This is a genomic window from Shinella sp. AETb1-6, assembly GCF_009826875.1.
Taxonomy (GTDB): Bacteria; Pseudomonadota; Alphaproteobacteria; order Rhizobiales; family Rhizobiaceae; genus Shinella; species Shinella sumterensis.
Window position 1 is genome coordinate 47,600 of record NZ_WUMM01000011.1, and the last position, 25,409, is coordinate 73,008.

Here is a 25,409-nt window from a genome sequence, read left to right on the forward strand (position 1 = left end):
CAGTGCCCCCGAGAAACCGCCATACATAACCTACGTTAGGTGGCTGCCTTGGCCCGGAAAATATCGAGAATTTCTCTCGCATCGGTTCGCTGCATGCCTGTCACCTGCCGGCTCCCCATATCGACTGGTCTGCCTGTTCGAGTGTCAACGACCGACCATGTACCATCCGCATGTTGCTGCTTCACATATCGCTGGTCTTGATTCGAGTTCATACAATCTCCTAGCGTGTGTTACGAATCGTACATTACTCCATTCTTGCTGCGATGCACAAACGGCACGGACGTCGCCACGTCATGGTCAGAGGGGCGCAGCGTAACCATGCGATGAAGATAAGGAATGAAACGCGCTATGAAATACACTGCCCTTTCTGTTGCTGTCGCGCTTGGTCTTGCTACACCGGCGCAGTCGGCGGTATCGGGCTTCTTCGATGCGGCTGAGCAGGTTCAAGCCATCGTTGCGAGCACGATGGTATCGTCGGCTATGAAGGAGATGCCGTTTGATACCCTCGAGCAAGTCCGCACTCGCGACAACGGCGACGTGGAATGGCGCGTCCAGAATTCCGAATGCTATGTCATCGTCACCTTGAAGCCCATTCGTCCGGCGGCGTTGGGAAAAACCACCTATGAGGTCGAGGGCGTGTCGACCTGTGAGGGGAGCGATATAGAAGACGAGGCCGAATAGGCTCACGGTTAGCGCACGGTGGGTCGAGGATCAACGCGGTTGATCGCTCTTCATCTGGCACTCGAAATCCCGGAAGGATTGCTCGATCCACGGCTCAGTGTAACCCGCACTGAAATCGATTTCGTCGTTGCCCTCTTTTCGGCAAAGCCAGGAGAAGACGATGGTCTTGATAAACACCAGTATGTTCATTGCCCTCGCCCTTCATTGAAAGACCCGGCCCATCGTCCTCGTAGTGTCCGCCGCGCCGGGTCTCCAGCCGCATTTGGCGGTGCGGCGTAATGAACGTGGAATCCGCCCGATGAACGGCGGATGAACAACTCCTGAAATTGTAGGGGATATCGGGCGTCAGACGACATGCCGGAATAGGTGAGTCGGGCGAACGGTTGCCAACGCGACGGATTCGCTTTCATCAAATGTGCAGTTCGCGATATGAGCGGACAAAGCCGATAGTTTGCGGCGTCCCTCCCGCTGACGGGGATTTTGACGGAATTCATGATGCACCGATATTTTATGAGACTCGCTGACCGCGATCGCAGCGAGGAGGCAGATACGCATCTCGCCTATCTATTGGCCTTCGTTGCGGGGGGAGCAAATGCCGGCGGCTTCATGGTAGTTCACCAGTATACTTCCCATATGTCCGGTATTGTGTCGGGCATGGCTGACAGTCTGGTTCTCGGGCAAATCGACATTGCCGTGTTGGGAGCCGGTTCTCTCGTCGCGTTCGTGTGTGGGGCAGCAACGTCGGCTTTTGCGGTCAATTGGGCGAGACGGCGCGGCCTTCGCTCGGTTTACGCTCTCCCGCTTGCCTGGGAAGGCATTCTATTGCTCCTTTTTTCTATCATTTCCTCACAGGCCCAACAGAACACGACCCACTTTACGATCCAGGTGATCTTGCTTCTATGTTATGTCATGGGGCTACAGAATGCCGTTATTACCAAACTGTCGGGTGCTCGAATCCGCACGACGCACGTCACAGGTATGGTGACCGATCTCGGCATCGAAATCGGCAAGCTGATTTATCTGAACAGAGACTCAACGTCAGAGGTCCATCCGCGTGTCCGCGCGGACAGGCGGAAGATTCGTGTGCTGGCGCAACTGATTGGACAGTTCTTCTTTGGGGGGCTGATAGGAGCGTGGCTCTTCAAAACAGTTGGATTGCCAGCGACCCTTGCCTTTGCGCTTCCGTTGTTGGGCATTTCGGCATCGCCGTTAATTTGCGACATAAAAAATCGCAGCCGTTGACTGACGGAACCTGCACTGGCCAGACGAATTCGCGCAAATCACCGCTTTTCCTGGCGGGCCTATCGTGGTCGCGATTTGTAAACATGTCATGCCTGATGCGGTGTGATAACCCTGTTCCGGCCCTGCCTCTTGGCCGCGTAAAGTGCCTCGTCTGCCATGGCGAGGAGGGGTTCGATACCGATTGAGGGAGAGGCCGCAGCGACCATTCCGATGCTGACGGTTGCGGATATCGCGCTTCCATCTTCAAGACACACTGGCGTTGCTGCAAACACGGTATTGATCCGCGTCGCAATCACCTGGGCCTCCCTGGCCGTGCATTCGCTGAGAATGGCTGCGAACTCTTCCCCGCCCATCCGGCCAACAATATCGTTCTTGCGGACATTGCGTTTCAGAAGTTCCGCGAAGGCGATAATCACACGGTCTCCTGCTGCATGACCGTACTGGTCATTTATCGCCTTGAAATGATCGATGTCGAGCATGAGAACGAAAGTCGCAAAGTCGTGAGACCTGCCACCACGCAGTCTTCGCGCGGCATTCTCCAGAAACGCCGATCGGTTGAACAACCCGGTCATCTGGTCGTGGTTCGAAAGGAACATCAGGCGCTGGAGCAATTCCTCGCGTGCCGCCATGACGCTTGCAACAACCAAAGGCGCAACGCCCGTCAGGGAAACGGCAAAACGGATGGAAAGAAGCGTGGCCCGGTCGGCTGTATTGTCGGCGACAGGAAGATAGCCTGTGGCAATAGCAAGAAGCGTCCAGGCAACAAATGCAAAGGCAAGGCATGCCGTTGCGAACAGGCTATACGTTACGGCACACCACAGAAGGGCGAGAACGGGGAACGCGATCGCGCCCGGGCCTCCCACCACGGCGCCTGCAACAGCGGTGCCGGCAAGCGCGAGCAGCGGTAGGAGTTTCATGATATCGAGCGGCGTATCTATGATCCGCTGAAGCCTGTTCAGTGGGTCGTCCGGTAGCGTGAGGATCATGGGCAGAAACGCAACATAGTTCACCATTTCGGTCGCCGACCAATAGAGTAATGCGTCGAGCGGGGCGCCCCCGAAGAGAAAGGGATCGGCAACAGTACCAATCACACCCGCCGTTAACGCGGCAACGCCAATCGCCACAAGCATGAACAGGACCGACGCCGGGCGCGCCAATCGCCGGTCGGCGGGTTCAAGCCGCTGGAAAACGATATAGCCGGCGCTGATTGCCGTCAGGTTCCCAAGGTTGAGAACGACGGTATTCAGGATCGTGCTGCCGGTAATGAGGTCCGCGGCGGCGAAGCCGACAGCACAGCAAATCCAAGACAGGGGATTGGCAAGGCTCGGGAAGCGGACAAGCATACCAAGCATAAAGGCATTTGCCGGCCAGAAACTTGCAAGATCGGCGCCCGGCCTGGTGAAAATTCCCAACAGGCAAAACCCGAACAGCCCAAGCCCGAGCAAAGCGCTGTTGATGACGCCTGTCGTCTTTCGGTCCAAAACTATCAATGAGGCCTGCATTGACGGCTCCTCCTGGCGGGCATGATTTTAGTGCCAGCGCTTTAAGGAAGTGACAAACAGGTCATTTGAAGAAGGAGGTATATCGTCAAGCTTTGTTAACGCCACTTGATTGAAACTGGCAGCCTCTCTTGTCGATTATCTATTCTGGACCCATCTGTGGTTGTCGAAGCCGTTTGAGAGGAGGGGTTGAATGAAGGAGTTTCTCGAGCGGGCGGCCCGCGCCGATAGCCTGAGCCCACAGGAACTCCATGTCATTCTCGATGCCTTGCCCCTTGCGCTGTCATGGGCATCTTTGCCCGATGGTGAGATCAAGTTCGTCAACCGGGCATTTCGAACCACCTTCGGCTATGAGGAGGGTGAGCACGCAACTGTCGATGCCTGGATCGAGAGCGTCTACCCGCGGAAGAATGATCGCGATGAGGCAAGACGGCGTTGGGATGAGCTGTGGCGAGATCCTTCATCAGGTATCGCCGAGATCGAACCCTTCGAGATCGAAGTGCTCTGTCGTGACGGAACCGTGAAAACCATCCAGCACCGCGGCATCGTTCTTCACGAGTTGCATATCGGCATGGCGGTTTTCGATGATGTCTCCGACCGGCGTGCAGCCGAGAAGGCTCTACGACGGTTTGCATTCGAGGATCCGCTGACCGGGCTTGCCAATCGACGCATGCTGCAGGAGCGTTGGGGGCACTTGCTCGAAACGTCGTCAGGCAAAGCGATGACGGCTGTCCTGCTGATCGATCTCGATGGCTTCAAGGCCATTAACGACACGATAGGCCACGATGCTGGTGACGAGACGCTCAAAGTGGTGGCGCAGCGGCTGCGCGACAGCGTTCGCAACGGCGACCTCGTCTGCCGCATGGGTGGTGACGAATTTGCGGTACTCATGCCGGATATCGGCACACCCGAGACGGTACAGAGAATATGTTGGCGTATCGGCGCCGCCCTCACGTTGCCGATCAAGCTCGCCAGCCAATCCGTGACTGTTGGGGCGAGCATCGGCGCGAGCCTTTATCCGCAGGACAGTCATGACCTCCAGAAGTTGTTGCATCGAGCCGACGAGGCACTTTATCGTAGAAAGGCCGATCGAAAAGGAGGATGGGAATGGTTCTCAAATCCGAGGGCTGCCTGATCGGATACTAAGGAGGAACGGTCGTGCCTGGGTCCAATCGCCATGGGGTATCTGCTTTCATTAAGAGAGTGGAGGAGTTGGTTGCATCTTCACCGGAAGCATATGCAATCCTCTCGGTCGATATCGATCACTTCCGGCAAATCAGCGTGTCCCTCAGCGATGAACAGGCCGATCACTTGTTCCGGCAGCTCATCGGGCGACTGAGGCTGGAGGTTCGGGCGCACGATATCGTCGAGCGGACAGGGCGCGACGGTTTTGCCATCTTTGTAAGCGGCGTCGGTTCAGGGAACCGAGTGGCTCGCCTTTGTGAGCGTCTTTTGGCGGCCGCGCACGAGCCATTTCCCGTTGATGGAAATGCAGTCCTTATAAAGCTGAGCATTGGTGTTGCGCGACAGGAAAGCCCCTCTGTGGCTATTGCGGAACTGATGCGGAGGGCGGACGTGGCGCTTCAGTTCCAGAAGGCGTCAGGCGGCTCAGGGTTCAGTGCTTTTACGCAAACCCTGGACGATGAACTTAAGCGGCAGCAATCGATCGTGGGAGATCTCGCTGCCGCGCTCGACAGCGAGCGAGAGATCGTCGTCCATTACCAGCCCCTCTTCTCGCGAGAGGATCTGTCGCTTGTCGGGCATGAAGCTCTGGTCCGTTGGTCGCATCCGAGGGATGGTTGGCGCAGCCCTGCCGAGTTCCTGCCGCAGGCTGAGGCGACCGGCCTCATCCACCCCCTCGGCCAGATTATCCTTGATAGGGCCGCCCGGGCAGCTCACGACCACCCGGACGGGTTCATGGCGATAAACGTTTCGCCTCTCCAATGCCGTACGGCCATATTTGCCCAACAGGCGGAGGCGAGGGTTCGGGCGTTGGGCTGCCGTCCGGAGCAGTTCGAGATCGAGGTGACAGAGCATGTCCTTCTCGATGACGAGCAAAGCGCTGCAACCCTCCAGGATCTGCGAAGCCGCGGTTTCCGGATTGTGCTGGATGACTTCGGCTCTGGCTATTGCAGCCTTGCCTATCTTCGGCGTTTCCCGGTCGATAAGCTCAAGATCGATCGACAGTTCATTTCCGGGCTGGGGGAAGATGAAAAGTCGTTGAAAATCGTGCGGGCCGTCGTTGACCTCGCGCACGCGCTCGGCATTCGAACGACGGCCGAAGGCATAGAGACGCAACGGCAACTTGATCTTCTGAGAGATACAGATTGCGATGAATTGCAAGGCTATCTGCTTGGAAGGCCGTCGCCTATGAGTGGTACCATGTCGGCCTTTGGGGCATAGTCGGGAGGCTCGCGCGTTACCGAGATATCGCCCGGCTTCGTCGACACGAGTTTTGCAGATGCCACCATCGACGATCCCGCCGTTAAAGCCGCCATACTGGAGCGCAAGGAAGAACTGGCCATCTCTCCCGAGGCCATTGCGCGGGCCATAGCCTTTGCAATCGATCAACCAGAAGATGTCGAGATCGGCAGCATTGTCGAGGGCCGGCCTACTCACAGACCGAGCTCAGAAGTAGGTCATCTGTGCTATATTGCAGGTTCGTTGCGCGCTCTGAACCTGACTGCGGGCAGAGCGGGCGAAGCTCTCACGCAGTTTCCGGTCGCCGAGGCGATCGATTACATGCTCAAACGCCGGGAGGGCTTTAATACCGCCGAACGAGCATTGCGTGGCTTTGCCGTCGGGCACAAATCATGGTTCTTCGCCGGCTCCGATCATGGTACAGATCGTGCCGCCTTCATGGCAACGCTCATCATGTGTCAATGCCGCGTGAATTTTCCTCAGAAGCGCCGAAGTAAAATTCCCCAGTTATGCCGACGTGGTTGGCAGGGCGAAGTGGCCATTTTTGGGTGGCCGTCCGCGCGGTTTTGGTGGCGCGAAGGCGGGCGGTGTGATGAGGGCCTTGGAGCGGACATGTTCCGGCATGAGCTCGGCGTGCTGACGCAGGCGGTAGCTTGACCCCTCGATCTGCACGACGACGGCGTGATGCAGTAGCCTGTCCAAGAGTGCGGTGGCGACGACGGGATCGCCGAAGACTGAGAACGGCGGTGGAAAACTAGACCACGGTAGCGGCGGGATAGTCCGGCTGCGGGCGGCGTAAAATCCGGCCACCTATTTCCCTTCTGCGTGGCGCAGGGAGGGACGAGGGATCTACACCGTGGAATTGTATCTGAAGGTTCGCGTAGCTTGCGACGGGGGCATGAGCCAGCGCGAGGCATCCAGGCATTTTGGCATATCGCGCGACACGGTTCGCAAGATGATGGCGTATTCGGTTCCGCCCGGCTATCGGCGGCAGGCTCCGGTGCGACGCCCGAAGCTGGACGCGTTCATTGCGATCATCGATCAGTGGCTTGAGGCGGACCGTGCGGTCCCGCGCAAGCAGCGTCATACTGCCAAACGGGTGTTCGACCGGCTGCGCGACGAGCACGGGTTTACCGGCGGCTACACGATCATCAAGGACTACATGCGCGACCGGGCGCGGCGCGGCCAGGAGATGTTCGTGCCGCTGGCGCACCCGGCCGGGCACGCACAGGCCGATTTTGGCGAGGCTATGGTTGTGATCGGCGGCGTGTGTCAACCGGCGCGGAATATTGACCCCTTATCGGCGTCCAATCTTCACCCCCCTGTAGGCGATCAGCGCTTGGCCTGCCCGGCGCTGGCCGGGGTTGCAGAGGGTAGGCCAAGTGCGGGTGATGGGTATCTTCGGCTTAGCTTTGAGAGCGGTTTTTGAAGCGCCAGGATTCGTTTCCGGTTTCCACGATCTCGCAGTGATGTGTCAGGCGGTCGAGCAGCGCTGTCGTCATCTTGGCATCACAGAAGATGTCATAATGCCTCCTTCCTTGATCGCCTGTTGCGTGCGATCCGTTCCCGCAGCGCGCTGATCTGGCTGTCCGAGAGTTCGATTTGCCATGGCTGGCCCTTCGTGAGTTGGCGCCCCTTGAGCCATCCGCGGGCAAGGTAGTCGAAGATGACCTGCGGCGTGATGCCCAGAGCTGCGGCTGCCCCTTGGACGGAGTAGGTCCCGTCCGGCCACTGGATGGGATTGGAACTTTTCCCGTTGATCTTGACGGTTGGAAGGCCCCAGCGTTTGCGCAGAAGCCAGACATTCTCACCCGTGAAGGCGCAATTTCGTGCCGCAAGGAAGCCTTCCGCGTTCAACGCCGAGGCGATTTCCTTGTCCATTTTGCCCGCGGCGTTCAGCTCCGTCACGCGTACCCGCAATTTGTCGATATCGATATAGTCGCCATAGGTGTGAACGCGCCTCTGGACAGAGTGTTCGCTCGTCGCGCCCGTTTGCCACAGGATTTTGAACCAGACCTGTCCGTGCAGGCGTTTCTGGTCGAGGACGACTTCACAGATGATGAGACGCAGGATGCTCTTCCGCTCGGCCGGCGTGGTCGACAGGGCATGCCAGAGGCCGGGCAAATCTTCCCCGAGCACCAGCAAACTCTCGCGATCGACTTCGCTGAGGACCAAGGGTTCGTCTCGTCGCCACCGTTCATAATCCTGCTCGATGGCCTCGGCCGCACGCAGCTTTTCTTCCCATCCACGTTCCAGCGAGCGGGCCACCAGACGGTTTTCCGGTTCGACCGCATCATATTGCCGTCGTGCCCGCTCAGCCTCATAGCGCGCCCGTTCGCGCCGTAGGGCCCACTGTCGCTCAAGCTGGCGGGTTTCTTCTTCGATCTCGCCCAGGGCCGCAACGGCAATGGCGATCCTGTCCGGCGTCAGGGCCTCGAGCAGGATGCGTTCAATACGCGCATCCACCGGCAATGCACGTATTTCCTGGCATAAAGGCCCTCCGTCGTGACCGCGGTCAGCGCGACATGTATAGACGGGATAGTTCGCCGCGGGACCGCTATAGCGCAGGCTCATCCGGCGACCGCACCGACCGCAGACGGCGATGCCCTGCAGCAGTGCGGCACCCTTGCGCGGCGCACCGGAATGCCCGGCTTCGTAGCGGTTGATGTTGTTTTCCAATCGCCTCTGGTTCTCCATGAACTCCTCCCAGCCGATGTAACCAGGATGAGCCGCTTGCAAACAGACCTCCCAGTCTTCGATGGGGACCTTGACTGTCCGCGGACGATAAACGTCCTGGCGAAGACGCCCGCCATGGAGCCGTCGCCGACCATAAACATAGGCCCCAGCATAGCCGGGATTATGGAGAATGCTGAGCACCCGAGGGTTGCTGGCCTCTTGCCAGACGACTTCGTGCGGCGCTGGACCACGCAGAGGGCGCATAGGCAATGGCAAATTCTCTTTTTGGAGATAGCGCATCACCGCCCGCGCGCTTCCCAGTTCGCGGAACTTGCTGAAGACCAGGCTGAGCCTTGCCTGCACTTCCTCATCGGGATTGAGAATGATCTGGCCCGCGGGGCCATGAGCTAAACCGGCGGGAAGGCAAAGACGCAGTTCGCCGCGTGCCGCTTTCTGGCGCTCACCCTGATGAAGGCGCTGCTTGATCTGGTGCAGCTCCGCCTCGCTCATGATGCCGGACAAACCCAGCAACAAGCGGTCGTGGTAAGCGCAGGGGTCGTAGAGCCGCTCGCCGTCAGCGATGATGACGCCGAACAATGCGCACAGATCGAGGAGTTGATGCCGGACAAACCCAGCAACAAGCGGTCGTGGTAAGCGCAGGGGTCGTAGAGCCGCTCGCCGTCAGCGATGATGACGCCGAACAATGCGCACAGATCGAGGAGTTGATGCCAATCACGATTGTTGCGAGCCAACCGGGAGGCGTCGAGGCTGATAACCAACACCTCCCCAACCGGAGCGGCAGCAGTCTCCGCCGGGTCTGACGAATGAGATGAAGCCGATTCCTGACCACGGCGAGAAGAGTTACACCGGGGCAGGGCGCCTCAGTGGGAAAGTGGCGCTGATCACGGGCGCGGATTCTGGTATCGGCCGGGCAGTCGCCATCGCTTTCGCCCGCGAGGGCGCCGATATCGTGATTTCCTATTTGAGCGAGGAGCAGGACGCCAATGAGACCGCGCGCTGGGTCGAGGACGCGGGACGCAAAGCCATGGTCCTTCCAGGGGACATCACAAGCGAGGAACATTGCCGTCACCTCGTGCGTCAGTGTCTGGAAGCCTTCGGCCAGCTCGATATCCTCGTGAACAATGCCGCTTTTCAGCGGACCTATGCGGATATCGGCGATATCAGCACCGAGGAATGGGACCGGACGTTCCGGACCAACATCTATGCGCCGTTCTTCCTGGCACGCGCAGCCATTCCCCACATGAAGCCCGGCAGCGCCGTCATAAACACGACCTCTATCCAGTCTCGCCAGCCCTCGCCCCATCTTCTCGCCTACGCAGCGACGAAAGGGGCGATCTCGAATTTCACCGCGGGGCTCGCCGAAATGGTCGCCGACAAGGGAATCCGTGTGAATGCCGTCGCGCCGGGACCGATCTGGACGCCGCTCATTCCCTCGACCATGTCGCCCGAGAAAACGAAGGCTTTCGGCAAGCAATCCCTCATCGGTCGCGCCGGCCAGCCGGCCGAACTCGCCGGGGCCTTCGTCCTGCTCGCCTCCGACCTCGGCAGCTACATGACGGGCGCAGTGATCCCCGTCACGGGCGGCGAGATCATGATCTGAGCCGGCTTGCCACCTCTGAATACGCATCGTCTCGCCACGTTAACTGGAGCCTGCACATGAAATCCTTCCCGGGACTACGCCTGTCTGCCTGTGCTCTGCTGTTGATCCCACCGGCGGGCGCGCTTGCGCAAGTCAAGGGTGAGGTTGGCCGCGCATCGGACGTCGTCATCGAAGGCTCGATCCTTGAGCCTGAAAAAATTCAAATTACCGACGACGACAAGCTTACGGGCCTTATCAAGGCACCGGACGGTTTCAAGGTCGAGGTTTTTGCGCGCGACCTTGTCAATCCGCGTATGCTTGCCGTTTCGGATGCCGGCGTGCTCTACGCCACCCGCCGCTCTGTCGGCGATGTCGTCATGCTGAAAGACGGCGATGGCGATGGCGTAGCCGACGGCGCTGTAACGGTCGCCAGTCGGCCGGGAATGCACGGTATCGCCTTCGACGGAGACACGGTCTTCCTCGTCACCATCCACGATGTCTATACAGCCGACGTCAACGACGACGGCACGTTCGGCCCTCTTACGCGCATCATCAACGATCTCCCGGATGCCGGCCAACATGCGAACCGCACGCTCGGCATCGGACCGGACGACATGCTCTACATCTCCTCGGGCAGCACCTGCAACGAATGCCAGGAGGACAACCCCGAGAACGCCGCGCTCTTGCGCGCCAGCAAGGACGGCAAGAGCCGCACGATCTTCGCAAGCGGCCTGAGAAACACCATCGGCTTCGACTGGGAGCCGAGCACCGGCGCGCTTTATGGCGTCGACCATGGCATCGATTGGCTTGGCGACGAGGTGCAGATCGAGGAACTCAACGTTCTCGAGCAGGGAAAAAAGTACGGATGGCCCTATGTCTACGGCAAGAGCGGCCTCAATCCGCATATCGATCCGCCGGAAGGCATTTCTCTGGAAGACTGGGCGAGGCAGTCGACCGAGCCCTTGCTCGGATACACGCCGCACAGCGCGCCGATGCAGATGGCATTTTACGACGGCAATGCCTTCCCTGACGATTATCGTGGTGATGCCTTTGTGGCCATGCGCGGCTCCTGGAACCGCCGACCGCCGAGTGGGTACGAGGTGGTCCGCATCAATTTCGAAAATGGCAGGCCTGTCGCCTTCGAGCGTTTCCTCGAAGGCTTTCTACTTCACCAGGAAAATGGGAAATACGGTTATCTCGGCCGCTTGACGGGCGTCGCCGTGAGTAAGGACGGCGCCCTTTTCGTTGCCGACGACAGCAACGGTATTGTCTATCGCGTGCGCTACGAAGGCAAGCCGCAGGGCTCGGCAAACGATGCCAAGACCATCCCCAACGTCGTTGCGGAAAAACCGGCGTCGAAAATAGCGATCGAGCTTGTTGAGGCGAGGGCCTCGAAGGTTCTTGCGGTTCGGAGCGCGTTTCCAGCGAACCAGCGGATACCGCTCCAGTATGCAGCCGACGGCGACAATGCCTCGCCAGCGCTGGAGTGGGAGGGGCCCAAGGAAGCGAAATCCTACGTCGTCGTCGTCGATGATCCCGATGCGGACAAACCGAAACCGTTCACGCATTCCTCCATCCATCGCAGGAGGACGGGAAGCCGGCCGTTGATGCCGTTGACGTTATAGGTGGCGAGTTTCACGAAGCTGCTCCGGATGTGCCGATGGTTCGAGAGAAAACCGTCCCGGAAATTCAAAGGTTCCCCGCGCCTTTGCCCTACCATTGCAAAGATTTTGAGCGCTCCTATCTGTGCTCAAGATCGTTGGAGACGACCGCGATGAAGACAATTCCCATCGATACCCTTTTTGACGCCGCGGCCGAGATCCTGCTGCCGCACAGGTGCGACCACGCTGCCCGCGCTGCGGCTGCCTGCATCTGTTGCGGGCAGGCAGGTCAGGCGATGGACGATGACGGCTGCGGTATCTGCGATGCGTGCCTCGATGCGCCGCTGCAGGCGACCGGCAATCCCGACGGCCTTGATTTCCCGGATGCCTTTCCCCATCTATCGCTCACTGCCCGTCATCGATGACCTGCCTGCAGCGACGATATCCGTCGCGCGTTCGCAGTCGTCCGGGTCAGAAGGGCGCTCCCCGAAAGGGTCGAGCGCCCTTCGTCATTTCGGGAAGGGGCCGCCGCAGGGTACGGTCACACGGATCGCCGCGAACGCCAGGATCCCGCCTTGTCCTTGACCAGCCGCCACCGGCGAGCCTCGACATCCGTGCTGCGGGCCGTGCGATAGGCCGGGACCGAAAGGTGGATGTCGTCGCCGTCCGGATGCCATTCTCCGATCATGGCGATCCCGTCGCCGAACTCGACCACGCACATCCCTTCCGCAGCCTCCGCATCTTCGACGCGGACCTCGCCGCCGGGAAAGGCGTGACTATGCGGGAAGGAGAAGCGCATCAGCCCACCTGCTCCGCGGACAGGGAGCCGGCCGGCAGCGGCTTGATCAGCGTCTTGGCGGAAACGGAGGGATCTAGCCAATCCGCCCATGCCTCGCGCTCGAGGATGACGATCTGGCGGTCGTGGTAGGGTGCGATATCGGGACCGGGTTCCATCGTGAGCATGGTGAAGGCCTCGCCGACCTCCTCCGTCTCGCGCCAAATGCCGGCAATGGCGAAGACCGGCTCCCCGACCTTCCGAAACAGCCATTTGTCCTTGCGCTTCTTCCCTTTCTCGGTCGGATCCGTGAACTCAGTTATGTGGACACTCTTTTTTTTTCTCGCGGCGTTTGTGGCGAGGTCCGCCGTGCGAAGCCTTCAAATCTAGCGCAGCACGGCGGACCTCGATGGGAAATCATAGCAAATTTGGCACCTGAAAACATCATGCCGTCACGGCGCCGCTAAGGCCGGCTGCGGCATTCAAAGTTTCGTTGTTGACCGTAAAAAGAGGTCACAGCTCATGCGCAGCACTTTGAAGTGCTGGCCGCTGGACCACAGCAAGAACCTGCCGTAGCCTTCTCGACGAGCCAGCGATCACGCGGCTTGCAGCTCGACGGCCGCGCGACGAGCACGACCTCGAACCGATCTCCAGCGAGGTGCGGCGACGATGCGCAATAGAGGGCCATCGGCCGGTTTCCATCGCTGATCTCGAAGGTGAGCTTGGCCGCCGGATCGAGCCGGACGTGGTCGGAAACCTTGCGGATGATCGCGGAGAACTTGCCCGCCGGCATGTGGCTCCGGCCGTCCTCGTCGATATCCCAGAGCTGGACGAACATCTCGGACCAGGCTTCGGGATTGGCGCCGCAGTCGAGCGCCGAGAACGCGCCCGCCTTGACCTCGGTGACATGGTAGCCCGCCTTCACCGGTTGCCCGTCATAGACGAACACCAGCGGCGCATCCGGCGCGGCCGCCAGCCTTTCGAGAAGCTGACCAAGCGTGATGTCGGACGAAACCGCCTTGTCGATCGCATTCATGTGCGTTACTCCTATTCTTCAATGATTCAAGGATTATTGAAACATGGACGAGCGTCAAGCCCTCACGTCATTCGCGGCCCTGTCGCAGGAAACCCGCCTCGCCATCGTGCGCACTCTGGTCGTCGCCGGGCCGGACGGACTGGCCGCCGGGCTGATCGCCGAGCGCATGGGCGTCTCGCCTTCGAACGTGTCCTTCCACCTAAAGGAGTTGGAACGTTCAGGCCTCATCGCTCAGCGCCGGGAATCCCGCTCGATCGTCTATAGCGCCAGCTACGACGCCCTGGCCGATCTCGTGAAGTTCCTGATGGAGGACTGCTGCGCGGGGCATCCGGCCATCCGCGAGAGTGTCGAACGCTCGGAAGGCTGCTGCAAGGCGGATGGTGCCCGCAGCGAGGGCGACGTCGTTGCGTGATCCGAACGTTCCCATCGGCATTGTCGCCGCGCTCGGCCTGACCCAGATCATCGGCTACGGCACGCTCTACTACAGCTTCAGCATCCTGGCGCCCGGCATCGCTGTGGATCTCGGCATCACCGTTGCGCAGGTCTTCGCCATCTTCTCCGCTTCGCTCTTCGTTGGCGGATTGTCGGCACCCTATATCGGCCGGAAGATGGACGGCATTGGCGCAGCGACGGTGATGGCCATCGGCTCGGCGCTGTCCGCCCTAACCTTGATCCTTTGTGCGTGGTCGCCGTCGGTCGCGATCTTCGCCCTTGCCATCGTTCTTCTGGAAATCTCGTCCGGCATGGTCCAGTACCAGGCCGCCTTCGCGGCGCTGGTGGAAGCCGATCCCCGGTCCGCATCTCGGAGCATCACTTATCTCACGCTGATCGCCGGCTTCGCCTCGACGATCTTCTGGCCGATCGCCACCATGCTGCTCGGCTATCTCTCCTGGCGGGAAATTTACCTCGTCTATGCCGGGCTAAACCTTGGTGTCTGCATGCCGCTCCACATCTGGATCATGCGGAAGGGGAAGGTCGCCGCGGCCGGCGGACTAAGGCCGGTGCGCGAGCCCGTCGTCGGTGCCATTCCGCGCGAGCGCCGCCGCGGCGCGGTCCTTGCCGTGTCGGCCGCATTCGCGCTGCTCGGCTTCACCCTTGGAGCGATGCTGGCGCATATGGTGCCGATGCTCGGAACGCTCGGCTTCGGCAGTGCCGCCGTCGTCATCGGTTCGCTGTTCGGCCCGGCGCAGGTTCTCAGCCGCCTGATCAACATGATCTTCGGAACGCGCCTCGCGCCGCCCGGCCTTGCCGTGGTCTCCGCCGCCCTCATGGTACTGAGCGTCGTCATCCTGGCACTGTCGGGCAACTGGCTCCCCGGCGCGGTCGCTTTCTCGATCTGCCTCGGCCTCGGGTCTGGCATCAACAGCATCGCCCAGGGCAGCTTGCCGCTCTACCTGTTCGGCTCTGACGGATACGGCGCGCTGACCGGCAAGATGGCGGCGGCAAGACTGGCCGCCGGCGCCGCCGCGCCCTTTGTGTTCGCGGCGACGATGGAGCAGTTCGGCATAGGCACGTCGCTGGCCTTGAGTGCAGCCCTCGGCACCATCGGCGTCGCGGGGTTTGTCGCGGTTGCAATGGCGACGAAGCGGAGCCTCGTCGCCGCGCCGAGTCCGTCAAATTGACCGCAGCGACACGCGCTTCTCAAGCTCGGCCGCCTGTTCTTTCCGCTCGCTGTAGCGGTCGGTGAGATAGGCGGACGCATCGCGCGTAAGGATGGTGAACTTCACCAGTTCCTCGCAGACATCAACCACTCGGTCATAATAGGACGAGGGCTTCATCCGGCCATCGGCGTCGAACTCCTGATAGGCTTTGGCGACCGAGGATTGGTTCGGGATCGTGATCATCCGCATCCAGCGGCCGAGAATGCGCATCTGGTTCACGGCATTGAAGGACTGGCTACCGCCCGAGACCTCCATGACGGCGAGCGTTTTGCCCTGCGTCGGCCGGACCGATCCGACCGAGAGCGGGATCCAGTCGATCTGCGACTTCATGATGCCGGTCATCGCGCCGTGGCGTTCCGGGCTCACCCAGACCTGCCCCTCCGACCACTGCGAAAGCTCACGCAGCTCCTGCACCTTCGGATGGCCCACCGGCGCTTCGTCAGGAAGCGGCAGGCCCTTCGGGTCAAATATCCGGACTTCGCACCCGAGCCGTTCAAGTAGTCGACGAGCCTCGAACGCGAGCAGGCGACTATACGAAACCTCGCGCAGGGAACCGTAGAGGATGAGGATGCGGGGCTTGTGCGTCGAGAATGCGGGACGCAGGGCGTCGAGATCGGTCGAGTGCAGGTGATCGACCTGCAATGCGGGGAATGTATCAGGCAATGCGCTTCCCTTCCTCATTGAGAATGCTCGCCATCTTCCTTGAAGAACGGCCCCTTGAAGGTATCGGGCAGGATATCGAGCACCACCTCGGACGGGCGAGCGAGCTTGGTGCCGAGGGGTGTCACGACAAAGGGGCGGTTAATGAGGATCGGCGTCTCGATCATCGCGTCGAGCAGTTGCTCGTCGGTCAGGTCCGGATTGTCGAGCCCAAGTTCAGCATAGGGCGTGCCTCTCTCGCGAATGGCTTCCCGAACGGTCAAGCCAGCATCCGCGATCATCGTTGCAAGCTGCTCGCGCGTCGGTGGGTTCCGCACATACTCGATGACAACAGGGTCGATCCCCGCAGCGCGGATCAGCGCCAACGTGTTGCGGGATGTTCCGCAGGCGGGGTTGTGGTAGATCGTGGCGTCCATGTCAGTGCCTTTCGGTAACGGTGGTTCGGGAGATAGCGGGGGCGGCCTCGTACCAATCCTTCGAGCGATTCACGATCCAGACGACGGAGAGCATGACCGGGACTTCGATCAGCACACCGACGACAGTCGCCAGTGCCGCGCCGGATTGGAAACCGAACAGGCTGATGGCGGCGGCGACCGCCAGTTCGAAGAAGTTGCTGGCGCCGATCAGCGCCGACGGACCTGCAACGCAATGCCGCTCGCCGGTCATCCGGTTCAAGAGGTAGGCAAGGCCGGAGTTCAGATAGACCTGGATCAGGATCGGCACGGCGAGCAAGCCGATGACGGCGGGTTGGGCGATAATCTGCTCACCCTGAAAGGCGAAGAGAAGAACGAGCGTCGCGAGCAGCGCAACCAGCGAGATCGGCTGCAATCTGGCAAGCACGCCATCCAGCGCCCGGGTCGTTCCGTCAGCCGTGAGGTGGCCACGGATGACCTGCGCGATAATAACGGGCACGACGATATAGAGGGCGACGGAGAGAACGAGGGTGTCCCACGGCACGGTGATGGCGGAGAGGCCGAGCAGCAGGCCGACGATCGGCGCGAAGGCGACGACCATGATGGCATCGTTCAGCGCGACCTGCGAGAGGGTGAACAACGGCTCGCCGCGCGTCAGGTTGCTCCAGACGAAGACCATGGCCGTGCAGGGAGCGGCGGCGAGGATGATCAGGCCGGCGATGTAGGAGTCGATCTGGTCGGCAGGCAGGTAGGGGCGGAAAAGCCAGCCGATGAAGAGCCAGCCGAGCAGCGCCATGGAGAACGGCTTGACCGCCCAGTTGATGATCAGGGTCACGCCGATGCCGCGCCAGAAGGTGCCGACCTGCGCCAGCGACCGGAAATCGATCTTCAGCAGCATCGGGATGATCATCAGCCAGATCAGGATGGCAACGGGAATGTTCACCTTGGCGATCTCGGCCGCGCCAATGATCTGAAAGAGACCGGGCATGAGATGGCCGAGGGCAACGCCGGCGACGATGCACAGGAACACCCAGATGGTCAGGTAACGCTCGAAGGTGGACATCAGGCGGACTTTCCCTGCGGCGCGGTCGAGCCTTCCATCGTGCCGATCTGACGGAGCTTCGTCTCAAGCGCCAGGCGGTCGATGGATTCCAGCGGCAAGCTGACGAAGGCCGCGATCCGGTTCTTGAGGAACCGCGCGGCCTGGGCGAAGGCGCGCTGGATCTCGACTTCGGTTCCGCCGACGGCAGCCGGGTCCTCGACACCCCAATGCGCGGTCATCGGATGGCCGATCCAAACCGGGCAAGCTTCGCCGGCGGCGCTGTCGCAGACGGTGAAGATGAAATCCATCTGCGGCGCGCCAGACACCGCGAACACGTCCCAGTTCTTCGACGAGAAGCCCGTCGACTGGTAGCCGAGCGCTTCCAGCTCCTTCAGGGCGTGCGGATTGACCTCGCCCTTCGGCTGGCTGCCGGCGGAATATGCCTTGAAGCGTCCGCCGCCCTCCTTGTTGAGGATGGACTCGGCGAGAATAGAACGAGCGGAATTGCCCGTGCAGAGGAACAGCACGTTGTAGGTCTTGTCGGTCATGGTCGTGATCCGTGGTTAGGTCGGCGGCCTGGTAAGCCTCATGATGGTCGCCGACGATGGGCAGATGGAGGAAAGCTGGCGTGTTGCCAGCACCGCTGCGGGCACGCTGGCCCGCTGCACTTCAGAAAATCCGAGGCGCGCGAAGAACGGCGCTGCACTCGTCGTCGCGAGGAAGACGTCGCCACCGCGGTCGAGGCCGGCCAATGTCTGCTCGACCAAGATGCCTCCGAGGCTTTGTCCGCGTTGATCGGGAAGCACGACAACCGAACGGAGGAGAAAATCGCCACCACAGTGCTCGATACCTGAGAAGCCAATGATACGGCCATCCAATGACAGCGCTTTGAAGAAGGTCCGCCCGTTATCTTCGATGTCATCGGTCGGCAGATGGGCATCTGCCAAGGCCAGCTTGAGGTTGACGTCGTTGCCCGCGACCTGCTCCAACTGGATCGTGCTCATGACAGCGTCGCCTCCGGGCCGCAGCAGGGCGTCAGTTCGGCGATGAGCGGGGCGCAAAGCTCCGTCGATCCGCCGCAGCAATCCTTGAGAAGGAAGAGCGTCAGATCGCGCAAGCCATTGAGATCCGCCCTGTAGATGATCGACCGGCTCCGCCGCTCGCTCGTGACCAGGCCCGCCCGGGACAGCGTCGCGAGGTGCGCAGACATGGTGTTCTGCGGCACGTCGATGAGGCGGGCCAGTTCACCAGCCGAGATTCCGTCAGGCTCGTGCCGAACGAGAAGCCGGAAGGTCTCCAGCCGCGTGGACTGGGCCAAGGCGCCGAGCGCCGCTATCGCTGAATTGCTATCCATACATCCAGATTATTGGATATATTGATTGTGTCAAGCCTTCGTGGTGGCCGCGATCAAGATCAAGCCTCGGATCACCATTGCTCGCCGAGTTCGGTGAGCAATTGTTCGATGCGACAGCGCGTGCATTCGTGACGCTCCGCCTCCCGCTGAAACCCCTTGGCCTGCGCGTCGTCCGTAAGGGCCATCTCGCGAAGGCGTCGTTCACGCAGACGCGGTGCGTATTCCGGAGTCGTGACGAACTTCGCGCAGGTGAGGTACATGTCGCATTCGCATGGTCCTTCTTCGGGAAGGCGAAGGCAGTGACCGAGTTCCAATTCCGTTCGGAAGAAATTTGTCTTCAGCCAGGCGAGGGAGTCTTCGGGCATGGCCCTTGTCCTGAGCGCTTCCGCAAGCGAGCCGGCGACAACTGCTCCCGGGCCAAGTACCTTCATATAGTCCTGGCGTACGCTGGCATCGCTAAGATGGGCATAGACCAGGGTCATGCCCGTGCTCGTATGCCCGAGCATCTTCATGACTGTATGGACCCGGGCGCCGCCTTCGATCAGTTCCGTTCCAATGGTGTGACGAAACCGGTGTGCCGAGTATTTTGGCTTGCCTTCGTTGTCCAGAAGACCGGCCGCCTGGCAGGCCATATGCAAGGATTCTGCAAACAGGAAGTGAGCAGAGAGGCACCGTCCCTTTGTAGAAAACAGGCGCCTCACGACGATGCCGGTTCGCTCATCGGCAAACCCGCGCCCAGGTGGATCGAGGGCTTGCAGTTCCCGGATAGCGGCCGCCGCTTCGGGATGAAGGGGGATCAATCGCTCCTTTCCGGTCTTGCCGGCGGGAATGCGCAGCCTTGGCGTTCCATCCTGGTAGGCATCGAGGCAATCCAGTTCGAGACGAGTGATCTCCGATCGGCGCGCTCCGCTCCAGCGTGCAACGATCAGCGCTACGCGCTGGTAGATGTCGGACAGGTTGCGAACGGCCTCCATTAGAAGCTCGAGATCCTTGCTCGGGATGAAGCGGGGCATCCGGGTGACCCGCCTTGGCAGATCACGCGCTCCGAGGAGGGGCCGGAGCGGGGCGCCCGGCCATTCCCATGCAGTTGCATCGTGGAACATGACGGAAAGGCCCGAGAGCCGCGAAAGCCTGGAATCGACCGACGCCCCTTGATCGACCAAACTCTTGGCATACTGCAAGATCTGCTCTCGCGTCAGTTCCGCAAACGAACTCACCTCGGGATGATTGTCCCACAGCCAGTCAGCAAGGTGACGTCCGTACGCCTCATACCTGACAGCCGTGGTGGGCCTCGCCCCGGTTGCTTCTCGGGTTTCCCGGTATCGCTTTAGAAGTGCGGCCATCGCAGGCTTTACCCGGTGCTTCGTCGGCTCGATGCGCGTGCGCTGTGGAGGCGTCGGCATCAAGCCCTCATGGTAGAGAGCGAGATGCATCAAGTGGCAATGAGCGTGCAAAACCCTGTAACGGCGTTGAAGGTGCTCGACGTCGACGAAATCTGCCAGATCGGGTCGGCTCAACAGCTCTGCGGAAGCGGCGGCAAACTCCTCGAAATGCCGTCGATCGGGGGTGAGGAAAGCCTCGCCATAGCGCAAATAGAAGTATCGGAAGGGCCGGGGAATACTGCGTTCCGGAGAACTGAAACCGAGCTGTTCCAGTCGGTCAGAAAGCCGCCTTTCCAGGGCCACGGCACGCGCCGATAGGATGCCGTCCAGGAAGTGGCAGCCGACCGCGAGAATCCAGGCCCAGTCCAGCTCGATCCGGCCAATCGACACGAGAAAGTAGATGTACTGGCGGCCCTTGACGCGCGCCCAGCCAGCGCCTCGGTGGACTGCACTCGAGCCGATGCGCTCTTCGAGAGGCGCAGCGGTCCATTGATCGAGGTCGGGATAGAGCCGCGCGAAATGGCGCGCGTGGTACATCCGCTGATACAGCCCTCGCTGATCGCCCCCAAGAAATGCGCGATAAGCGTCGAGCGCGTGGCCTCGCTCTGGCGCTTCTTCAGTCCTGCTCAGCATCGGCTTGCTCCTCACATCTCTTGGAGAGGGCGCGGCGGTAATCTTCCAGCATCGCGGCGTCACTGACGCGCGTGTAGGTTCTCGTGGACTCGAACGACGCATGGCCCAGCCGCTTTTGCAGGGCGAGTTCGCGCATACCGCCCTCCCACAGCCAGGTCGCATGCGTATGGCGGAGTGCATGTGGTGTGATCCAGGGCTCCGTCAGGCCTGCGGCCGCACAGCGTCGTTTGAACATCTTGACGAGCGCCGCATAGCTGAGCGCTTCATTGGCGTGTTTGCCCTTGCCGCAGACCAGAAAGAGATGGCGTGTGGGCGCATTCTGGGGACGTTCCTCAAGAACATACCGGCTTATAGCTGCGAGCGCTTCCGGCTCGTGAACGTCAACAACGCGCTCGGTTCGGCTTTTTGTGCGAACACCCTTCGGGTGGTCGGTGCGATGCCGTACGGTGACACGCCGACGACCATATTCGATATCGTCGAGCTGCAGGTTTAGTGCCTCGCCGGGCCTGAGGCCACCCTGAAGCATGACGAGGATCATTGCCCGATCCCGCGGCCGGTCGATCACGTCGAGCAGTTTGTCCACCTGTTCGCGTGTCATTGGCCGCGGTACGCGCTCGACGCGCTTCAATCGTCGTGCGCCGCGGGCGCGCCTGCGCGCGATACCGCCGCGCGCCAGTTCCTGCGTCGTTGCAAGAGGATTGCGGTCGACGCCAGCAAGGTCGGCCAGCGCGAGGTGGTCAAAAAAGCTCGATATTGCCGCCATCGCCCGGTTGATGCTGGTTGGCGACAATGTTGTGCGCACTGCTGAAGGAAAGGAGGTGATCCTTGCACGGGGACACGGGACCGCGCCGAGCCAAGCTAGGAGTTCTACGCTATGCGCGATACGGAAGCTGGAGAGCGTAATGCCTGTGTCCGCAAGGAAACGGTAGAAAAGCCGAAGGTCGTAAAGGTAGGCCGCCACAGTATGCGGCGAGCAGCCTCGACCAATAAGGCCGGTCGCAAAGCTGGCCGCAAGCGGATCGGCGACGCCGGTCTCGTCGACTAACTCATATTGGTTGTGCTCCCGTCGCCGAACGATATGCATCGTTACCTCCCGTCAGAGCCCTCCAAAGTGTCCACATAAATTCATAGAACCCATCACTGAGGATCAAAGCCCGGTTCGAGGCGAACTCGCGACCCTCCGACCGGAAATTGTAGACCGGCTTCTTGCTCGGTCCCGGCCAGCTCCAGCGCCGCTGGACAAGCTCGCCAACTCCGCGCTCGCTTTCCACCGTGCGAACGATGGGCGCCGTGTCGGTGATCCTGATATCCTCGCGCGCTTCGATGTTGGGCCTGCCCTCGGGGAAGCGGATCTTGATCTTGAGGTGCTCGAACTCCTCGATGACCGAGGCCAGTTCGACCATCAGCCTGTAATCGTTGCACATGGTCCCTCCGGCAGGTCGGCGGCGTCGCGGTTTGAGAGTAATCTAGCGCGGAGGCTGCGGATTTCGATGCGGCCGGCGAGGAGAGGTACGCCTAGATCTCCAACTGAAGTTGATCGGCAGGTCCGCTCGCGGTTTCGTCGCCAAACGAGGACAGGGTCACGCCGAGAAGGCGGATCCCTTTCGCCGTCGGAAACAAGGGGGCGAGGAGCTTCTGCACTGTCGCCACGATCTCCGCGACCGATCCGAACGGCGTGGCTTCGGTTTTGCTTCGCGTGATGATCTGGAAGTCGGCATATTTCACCTTCAGGGTGACGGAACGGCCATGCAAGTCCTTGGCCTCGCAATGCCGCCAGACCTTGTCGATGAGCGGGGAGATTTCCGCACGCGCTGCATCCAGATCGAAGAGGTCGGCCATGAAGGTATCCTCGGCGCCGACGGACTTGCGCTCCCGATCCGGGCGGACCGGTCGATCGTCGATGCCACGCGAGATATTGTAGTACCAGGCGCCCGACTTCCCGAAATGCTCCTGCAGGAAAGCAAGCGACTTCGCCTTGAGGTCGGCGCCGGTCAGGACGCCGAGGCGTTCCATCTTCGCGGCGGTTGCCGGCCCCACGCCGTGGAATTTCTTGACGGCAAGCCCCTCGACGAAAGCCGGCCCGTTCTTGGGCGTGATGACCGCCTGACCATTGGGTTTGTTGAGGTCGGAGGCCATCTTGGCCAGAAACTTGCAATACGAAATACCGGCCGAGGCGTTGAGCCCGGTGATCTCCTTGATGCGGGCGCGGATTCTCGTGGCAATCTCCGTCGCTATCGGAATGCCCTGCTTGTTGTCGGTGACATCGAGATAGGCCTCGTCGAGCGACAAGGGCTCGATCAGATCGGTATGCTCGGCGAAAACCATATGGATTTGAGCCGAAACGGCTCGATAGACATCGAAGCGCGGCGGAACGAAGATCAGGTCCGGGCAGCGCCGCTTGGCGGTGATCGATGGAAGGGCCGATCGAACGCCGAAAGCGCGCGCCTCATAGCTTGCGGCGGCCACGACACCGCGGGCGGCAGCGCCGCCGACAGCAACGGGCTTGCCACGCAGCTCGGGATTATCGCGCTGCTCGACGGAGGCGTAAAAAGCATCCATGTCCACATGGATGATGCGCCGGACGCGCTCCTCGCGATCTGGCTTCTGTTCCTCTAGCTCGGCCGAAGTGACGGGCTGCATGGCTCATTTCCACATCGATCGCATCCTCGCACCGATATCGACGCGAACCTGGCGACTGCTCCGCTCGCTGGCGGCAGCCGATACCTTCGGCCAGCTTGCCGTCTCGAAGAACTGCAAGAGCGTGGCCGGTATGAAGCGGGTGCGCGACGCATAGACATGGCGGTCTCCCTGAGCATTCTGGCCGTGCGTGAAGAAGCGCTGCGGCGTGATCAGCGTGAGGCTGTCGCGCGCCCTCGTCATGCCGACATAGAGCAGACGGCGTTCTTCCTCGAGTTCAGGGGTAGAGCCGGTGCCAAGGTCAGACGGGATGCAGCCGTCGACGACATTGAGCATGAACACGGCACGCCATTCCTGTCCCTTGGCCGAGTGGATCGTGCTCAAGATCAGATAGTCTTCGTCAAGGAGCGGCACGCCGGCTTGGTCGCTGGTCGCATCGGGCGGGTCCAGGGTCAATTCCGTGAGAAAGCGTTCGCGGCTCGCATAGCCGCCGGCGATCTGTTCGAGTTGAAGCAGGTCATCCTTGCGGGTGTCGGCATCCTCATGGATGCGTTCGAGATGCGGCTCGTACCACATCCGAACCGTGCCGATCTCCGCCGGCCAGCCTGCCTCCGCCTTTCGCAGCGCCGAGACCAGCGTGACGAAGGCCGGCCAGTCGTCGCCGGTCTTGGCGGGTGGCGGAATTTCGGCGAGCGACTGTAACGGCTCGGGATCGCTTGCGATCGTGTCGAGGATTTTGCCGGCCGTCTGCGGCCCGATACCGGGCAGCAGCTTCAGCACCCGGAAGCCGGCAACCCGGTCTCGCGGGTTTTGGGCAAACCTCATGACCGCCAGCATGTCCTTCACATGGGCCGCGTCCAAAAATTTCAGGCCGCCGAATTTCACAAAGGGAATGTTCCGCCGCGTGAGCTCGATCTCAAGCGCATTGCTGTGGCTCGAGGTTCGAAACAGTACGGCCTGCTGCTTCAGCGTCATGCCGATCTCGCGGTTGGCCAGCACCTGCTCGACGATATAGGCGGCCTGGTCGATCTCGTCCTTGACGGTGACCAGCATCGGCCGTTGCTCGGAGGCGCGGTCCGTCCAGAGGTTTTTCGTATAGCGCTCGCGTGCCAACTCGATCACGCCGTTGGCCGCAGCCAGGATCGGCTGGGTGGAGCGATAATTGCGGTCGAGCGTGATGACGTCGGCGGGTTTCGGCGAGAATTCCTTCGGGAAATCCAGGATATTTCGGATGGTCGCGGCGCGAAAGGAATAGATCGACTGAGCGTCGTCGCCGACGACGGTCAGGCCGCGGCCGCCGGGCGCCAGCGACATCAGGATCGACGCCTGCAGGCGATTGGTGTCCTGATATTCGTCGACGAGGATATGGTCGAAACGGTTGCCGACATCCTCGGCCAGCTCCGGCTCGGAAACCATCTGTGCCCAGTAGAGCAATAAGTCGTCGTAATCCAGGACGTTCTGCGTCTGCTTCGCTTCTGTATAGGCCGCAAAAAGCTGCTTCAGCTCTTCCTCCCATTCCAGCACCCACGGATAGGACGATTTCAGGATCTCCTTGATCGAGGCCTCGGAATTGACGACGCGGGAATAGATAGCGATGCAGGTGCTTTTCGTAGGAAACCGGCTCTGCTTGGCGGAAAAGCCAAGGTCATGCCGGACGAGGTTCATCAGGTCGGCGCTGTCCTCGCGGTCATGGATGGTGAAATCGACGCTGAGACCGATCTGCTCGGCATACATCCGCAACAGCCGCGCCCCAATCCCATGAAACGTGCCGGCCCACGCGAGCGCGTCGGTCATGATGGCGGCATTGTCGCCGAGCACCTGCCGGCAGATGCGCTGCACGCGACGCGCCATCTCGGATGCTGCCCGCCGCGAAAACGTCATCAGCAGGATGCGCCGCGGATCGGCGCCGTTGACGATCAGATGGGCGACGCGATGCGCCAGCGTGTTGGTCTTGCCGCTGCCCGCGCCGGCGATAATCAGCAGCGGGCCGCCGATCTTTCCATCCGGCAGGCCGATACCGTGCTCGACGGCTTCCCGTTGCCGGTCGTTGAGTTTTTCGAGATGAGCCGCCGCCATTTGTCCCCAGCATGCCTAAG

General features: G+C 61.0%; 23 protein-coding genes and 7 pseudogenes. 11 read left to right on the forward strand and 19 right to left on the reverse strand.

Annotation, left to right across the window (positions count from 1 at the left end):
* The first annotated feature begins 348 nt into the window (after window positions 1-348).
* Entirely contained in the window at window positions 349-681 is a 333-nt protein-coding gene (locus GR158_RS18770; protein WP_133037086.1) for a hypothetical protein, read from the forward strand.
* Window positions 682-711: 30 nt separating this feature from the next.
* Here GR158_RS18770 and GR158_RS18775 read toward each other — a convergent pair whose 3' ends face one another.
* Window positions 712-870 carry a hypothetical protein gene (locus GR158_RS18775; protein ID WP_160872154.1) on the reverse strand — a complete coding sequence of 53 codons (159 nt, stop codon included), beginning with the start codon at window positions 868-870 and terminating at the stop codon, window positions 712-714.
* 321 nt (window positions 871-1,191) lie between these two features.
* Here GR158_RS18775 and GR158_RS18780 point away from each other — a divergent pair, with 321 nt between their 5' ends.
* Complete coding sequence (locus GR158_RS18780) at window positions 1,192-1,923, forward strand: YoaK family protein (RefSeq protein ID WP_245507888.1); 732 nt, start codon at window positions 1,192-1,194, stop codon at window positions 1,921-1,923.
* Between the two features lie 86 nt (window positions 1,924-2,009).
* Here GR158_RS18780 and GR158_RS18785 read toward each other — a convergent pair whose 3' ends face one another.
* Complete coding sequence (locus tag GR158_RS18785) at window positions 2,010-3,425, reverse strand: GGDEF domain-containing protein (protein WP_133037087.1); 1,416 nt, start codon at window positions 3,423-3,425, stop codon at window positions 2,010-2,012.
* Window positions 3,426-3,615: 190 nt separating this feature from the next.
* Here GR158_RS18785 and GR158_RS18790 point away from each other — a divergent pair, with 190 nt between their 5' ends.
* The 3 genes and pseudogenes from GR158_RS18790 to GR158_RS18800 form a co-directional block, all read left to right on the forward strand.
* Window positions 3,616-4,557, forward strand: coding sequence for a sensor domain-containing diguanylate cyclase (locus tag GR158_RS18790; protein WP_133037088.1), 942 nt, complete (start codon window positions 3,616-3,618; stop codon window positions 4,555-4,557).
* A gap of 23 nt (window positions 4,558-4,580) precedes the next feature.
* A complete protein-coding gene (locus GR158_RS25665; protein ID WP_133037089.1) occupies window positions 4,581-5,825 on the forward strand; it encodes a bifunctional diguanylate cyclase/phosphodiesterase in 1,245 nt (414 codons plus the stop codon).
* Window positions 5,826-6,105: 280 nt separating this feature from the next.
* Window positions 6,106-6,299 (forward strand): annotated as a pseudogene (locus GR158_RS18800) (IS66 family transposase); the annotation flags it as partial.
* Window positions 6,300-6,350: 51 nt separating this feature from the next.
* Here GR158_RS18800 and GR158_RS18805 read toward each other — a convergent pair.
* Window positions 6,351-6,578 (reverse strand): annotated as a pseudogene (locus tag GR158_RS18805) (ATP-binding protein); the annotation flags it as partial.
* A 163-nt stretch (window positions 6,579-6,741) separates the two neighbouring features.
* On the opposite strand from GR158_RS18805, the pseudogene GR158_RS18810 reads away from it, so the two are divergent.
* Window positions 6,742-7,125, forward strand: a pseudogene (locus GR158_RS18810) (IS21 family transposase); the annotation flags it as partial.
* A gap of 124 nt (window positions 7,126-7,249) precedes the next feature.
* On the opposite strand, the pseudogene GR158_RS18815 reads toward GR158_RS18810, so the two are convergent.
* Both GR158_RS18815 and GR158_RS18820 read right to left on the reverse strand, forming a co-directional pair.
* A pseudogene (locus tag GR158_RS18815) lies at window positions 7,250-7,354 on the reverse strand (ATP-binding protein); the annotation flags it as partial.
* Window positions 7,355-7,364: 10 nt separating this feature from the next.
* Window positions 7,365-9,116: a recombinase family protein gene (locus tag GR158_RS18820; RefSeq protein ID WP_246665717.1), complete on the reverse strand. Its 1,752-nt coding sequence runs from the start codon at window positions 9,114-9,116 to the stop codon at window positions 7,365-7,367.
* A gap of 232 nt (window positions 9,117-9,348) precedes the next feature.
* Here GR158_RS18820 and GR158_RS18825 point away from each other — a divergent pair, with 232 nt between their 5' ends.
* The 3 genes and pseudogenes from GR158_RS18825 to GR158_RS18835 all read left to right on the forward strand — a co-directional run bounded on the left by GR158_RS18825 (window position 9,349) and on the right by GR158_RS18835 (window position 12,145).
* On the forward strand, window positions 9,349-10,140 hold the full coding sequence (locus tag GR158_RS18825) for a glucose 1-dehydrogenase (RefSeq protein WP_160872155.1): 792 nt from the start codon (window positions 9,349-9,351) through the stop codon (window positions 10,138-10,140).
* Window positions 10,141-10,562: 422 nt separating this feature from the next.
* Window positions 10,563-11,627: pseudogene (locus tag GR158_RS18830) on the forward strand (PQQ-dependent sugar dehydrogenase); the annotation flags it as partial.
* Between the two features lie 152 nt (window positions 11,628-11,779).
* Entirely contained in the window at window positions 11,780-12,145 is a 366-nt protein-coding gene (locus GR158_RS18835; RefSeq protein ID WP_202402355.1) for a hypothetical protein, read from the forward strand.
* A gap of 116 nt (window positions 12,146-12,261) precedes the next feature.
* Here the strand turns inward: GR158_RS18835 and GR158_RS18840 are convergent, their stop codons facing one another.
* From GR158_RS18840 to GR158_RS18850, 3 genes are all read right to left on the reverse strand, one after another.
* On the reverse strand, window positions 12,262-12,519 hold the full coding sequence (locus GR158_RS18840; RefSeq protein WP_133037045.1) for a hypothetical protein: 258 nt from the start codon (window positions 12,517-12,519) through the stop codon (window positions 12,262-12,264).
* Window positions 12,519-12,818 carry an SOS response-associated peptidase family protein gene (locus GR158_RS18845; RefSeq protein ID WP_371731761.1) on the reverse strand — a complete coding sequence of 100 codons (300 nt, stop codon included), beginning with the start codon at window positions 12,816-12,818 and terminating at the stop codon, window positions 12,519-12,521. The genes GR158_RS18840 and GR158_RS18845 overlap by 1 nt, the downstream gene beginning before the upstream one ends.
* A 197-nt stretch (window positions 12,819-13,015) precedes the next feature.
* Window positions 13,016-13,531 (reverse strand): DUF6428 family protein, encoded by a 516-nt coding sequence (locus GR158_RS18850; RefSeq protein ID WP_160872157.1) that lies wholly within the window; start codon window positions 13,529-13,531, stop codon window positions 13,016-13,018.
* Window positions 13,532-13,574: 43 nt separating this feature from the next.
* On the opposite strand from GR158_RS18850, the gene GR158_RS18855 reads away from it, so the two are divergent.
* Entirely contained in the window at window positions 13,575-13,943 is a 369-nt protein-coding gene (locus GR158_RS18855) for a helix-turn-helix transcriptional regulator (protein WP_160872158.1), read from the forward strand.
* Complete coding sequence (gene arsK, locus GR158_RS18860) at window positions 13,909-15,153, forward strand: arsenite efflux MFS transporter ArsK (RefSeq protein ID WP_160872159.1); 1,245 nt, start codon at window positions 13,909-13,911, stop codon at window positions 15,151-15,153. The genes GR158_RS18855 and arsK overlap by 35 nt, the downstream gene beginning before the upstream one ends.
* On the opposite strand, the gene arsH is transcribed toward arsK, so the two are convergent.
* The 11 genes and pseudogenes from arsH to GR158_RS18915 form a co-directional block, all read right to left on the reverse strand.
* On the reverse strand, window positions 15,145-15,873 hold the full coding sequence (gene arsH / locus GR158_RS18865) for an arsenical resistance protein ArsH (protein ID WP_160872160.1): 729 nt from the start codon (window positions 15,871-15,873) through the stop codon (window positions 15,145-15,147). The genes arsK and arsH overlap by 9 nt on opposite strands.
* Window positions 15,848-16,268, reverse strand: a pseudogene (gene arsC / locus GR158_RS18870) (arsenate reductase (glutaredoxin)). The gene arsH and the pseudogene arsC overlap by 26 nt, the downstream one beginning before the upstream one ends.
* A gap of 1 nt (window position 16,269) precedes the next feature.
* A complete protein-coding gene (gene arsB, locus GR158_RS18875) occupies window positions 16,270-17,328 on the reverse strand; it encodes an ACR3 family arsenite efflux transporter (RefSeq protein WP_160872161.1) in 1,059 nt (352 codons plus the stop codon).
* Entirely contained in the window at window positions 17,328-17,855 is a 528-nt protein-coding gene (locus GR158_RS18880) for an arsenate reductase ArsC (RefSeq protein WP_160872162.1), read from the reverse strand. Before GR158_RS18880 ends, arsB begins: the two co-directional genes overlap by 1 nt.
* 15 nt (window positions 17,856-17,870) lie before the next feature.
* On the reverse strand, window positions 17,871-18,311 hold the full coding sequence (arsN2, locus tag GR158_RS18885) for an arsenic resistance N-acetyltransferase ArsN2 (protein WP_160872163.1): 441 nt from the start codon (window positions 18,309-18,311) through the stop codon (window positions 17,871-17,873).
* Window positions 18,308-18,661: a helix-turn-helix transcriptional regulator gene (locus GR158_RS18890; RefSeq protein WP_160872164.1), complete on the reverse strand. Its 354-nt coding sequence runs from the start codon at window positions 18,659-18,661 to the stop codon at window positions 18,308-18,310. Before GR158_RS18890 ends, arsN2 begins: the two co-directional genes overlap by 4 nt.
* 71 nt (window positions 18,662-18,732) lie before the next feature.
* Window positions 18,733-20,676, reverse strand: a complete 1,944-nt coding sequence (locus GR158_RS18895; RefSeq protein WP_160872165.1) for a tyrosine-type recombinase/integrase — start codon at window positions 20,674-20,676, stop codon at window positions 18,733-18,735.
* Window positions 20,660-21,760, reverse strand: a complete 1,101-nt coding sequence (locus tag GR158_RS18900; RefSeq protein ID WP_133037275.1) for a tyrosine-type recombinase/integrase — start codon at window positions 21,758-21,760, stop codon at window positions 20,660-20,662. Before GR158_RS18900 ends, GR158_RS18895 begins: the two co-directional genes overlap by 17 nt.
* A 37-nt stretch (window positions 21,761-21,797) precedes the next feature.
* Window positions 21,798-22,100 (reverse strand): annotated as a pseudogene (locus GR158_RS18905) (SOS response-associated peptidase); the annotation flags it as partial.
* Window positions 22,101-22,191: 91 nt separating this feature from the next.
* Entirely contained in the window at window positions 22,192-23,316 is a 1,125-nt protein-coding gene (dinB, locus tag GR158_RS18910) for a DNA polymerase IV (RefSeq protein ID WP_133037191.1), read from the reverse strand.
* A gap of 3 nt (window positions 23,317-23,319) precedes the next feature.
* Window positions 23,320-25,389: an ATP-dependent helicase gene (locus GR158_RS18915; protein ID WP_133037190.1), complete on the reverse strand. Its 2,070-nt coding sequence runs from the start codon at window positions 25,387-25,389 to the stop codon at window positions 23,320-23,322.
* Between the last annotated feature and the right edge of the window lie 20 nt (window positions 25,390-25,409).

What these genes read in the sequence shown, in the direction of transcription:
- GR158_RS18770 (WP_133037086.1), top strand. Translation starts at nt 349, where the DNA reads ATGAAATACACTGCCCTTTCTGTTGCTGTCGCGCTTGGTCTTGCTACA.
- GR158_RS18775 (WP_160872154.1), bottom strand. Translation starts at nt 870, where the DNA reads ATGAACATACTGGTGTTTATCAAGACCATCGTCTTCTCCTGGCTTTGC.
- GR158_RS18780 (WP_245507888.1), top strand. Translation starts at nt 1,192, where the DNA reads ATGAGACTCGCTGACCGCGATCGCAGCGAGGAGGCAGATACGCATCTC.
- GR158_RS18785 (WP_133037087.1), bottom strand. Translation starts at nt 3,425, where the DNA reads ATGCAGGCCTCATTGATAGTTTTGGACCGAAAGACGACAGGCGTCATC.
- GR158_RS18790 (WP_133037088.1), top strand. Translation starts at nt 3,616, where the DNA reads ATGAAGGAGTTTCTCGAGCGGGCGGCCCGCGCCGATAGCCTGAGCCCA.
- GR158_RS18825 (WP_160872155.1), top strand. Translation starts at nt 9,349, where the DNA reads ATGAAGCCGATTCCTGACCACGGCGAGAAGAGTTACACCGGGGCAGGG.
- GR158_RS18835 (WP_202402355.1), top strand. Translation starts at nt 11,780, where the DNA reads ATGGTTCGAGAGAAAACCGTCCCGGAAATTCAAAGGTTCCCCGCGCCT.
- GR158_RS18840 (WP_133037045.1), bottom strand. Translation starts at nt 12,519, where the DNA reads ATGCGCTTCTCCTTCCCGCATAGTCACGCCTTTCCCGGCGGCGAGGTC.
- GR158_RS18850 (WP_160872157.1), bottom strand. Translation starts at nt 13,531, where the DNA reads ATGAATGCGATCGACAAGGCGGTTTCGTCCGACATCACGCTTGGTCAG.
- GR158_RS18855 (WP_160872158.1), top strand. Translation starts at nt 13,575, where the DNA reads ATGGACGAGCGTCAAGCCCTCACGTCATTCGCGGCCCTGTCGCAGGAA.
- arsK (WP_160872159.1), top strand. Translation starts at nt 13,909, where the DNA reads ATGGTGCCCGCAGCGAGGGCGACGTCGTTGCGTGATCCGAACGTTCCC.
- arsH (WP_160872160.1), bottom strand. Translation starts at nt 15,873, where the DNA reads ATGAGGAAGGGAAGCGCATTGCCTGATACATTCCCCGCATTGCAGGTC.
- arsB (WP_160872161.1), bottom strand. Translation starts at nt 17,328, where the DNA reads ATGTCCACCTTCGAGCGTTACCTGACCATCTGGGTGTTCCTGTGCATC.
- GR158_RS18880 (WP_160872162.1), bottom strand. Translation starts at nt 17,855, where the DNA reads ATGACCGACAAGACCTACAACGTGCTGTTCCTCTGCACGGGCAATTCC.
- arsN2 (WP_160872163.1), bottom strand. Translation starts at nt 18,311, where the DNA reads ATGAGCACGATCCAGTTGGAGCAGGTCGCGGGCAACGACGTCAACCTC.
- GR158_RS18890 (WP_160872164.1), bottom strand. Translation starts at nt 18,661, where the DNA reads ATGGATAGCAATTCAGCGATAGCGGCGCTCGGCGCCTTGGCCCAGTCC.
- GR158_RS18895 (WP_160872165.1), bottom strand. Translation starts at nt 20,676, where the DNA reads ATGCTGAGCAGGACTGAAGAAGCGCCAGAGCGAGGCCACGCGCTCGAC.
- GR158_RS18900 (WP_133037275.1), bottom strand. Translation starts at nt 21,760, where the DNA reads ATGCATATCGTTCGGCGACGGGAGCACAACCAATATGAGTTAGTCGAC.
- dinB (WP_133037191.1), bottom strand. Translation starts at nt 23,316, where the DNA reads ATGCAGCCCGTCACTTCGGCCGAGCTAGAGGAACAGAAGCCAGATCGC.
- GR158_RS18915 (WP_133037190.1), bottom strand. Translation starts at nt 25,389, where the DNA reads ATGGCGGCGGCTCATCTCGAAAAACTCAACGACCGGCAACGGGAAGCC.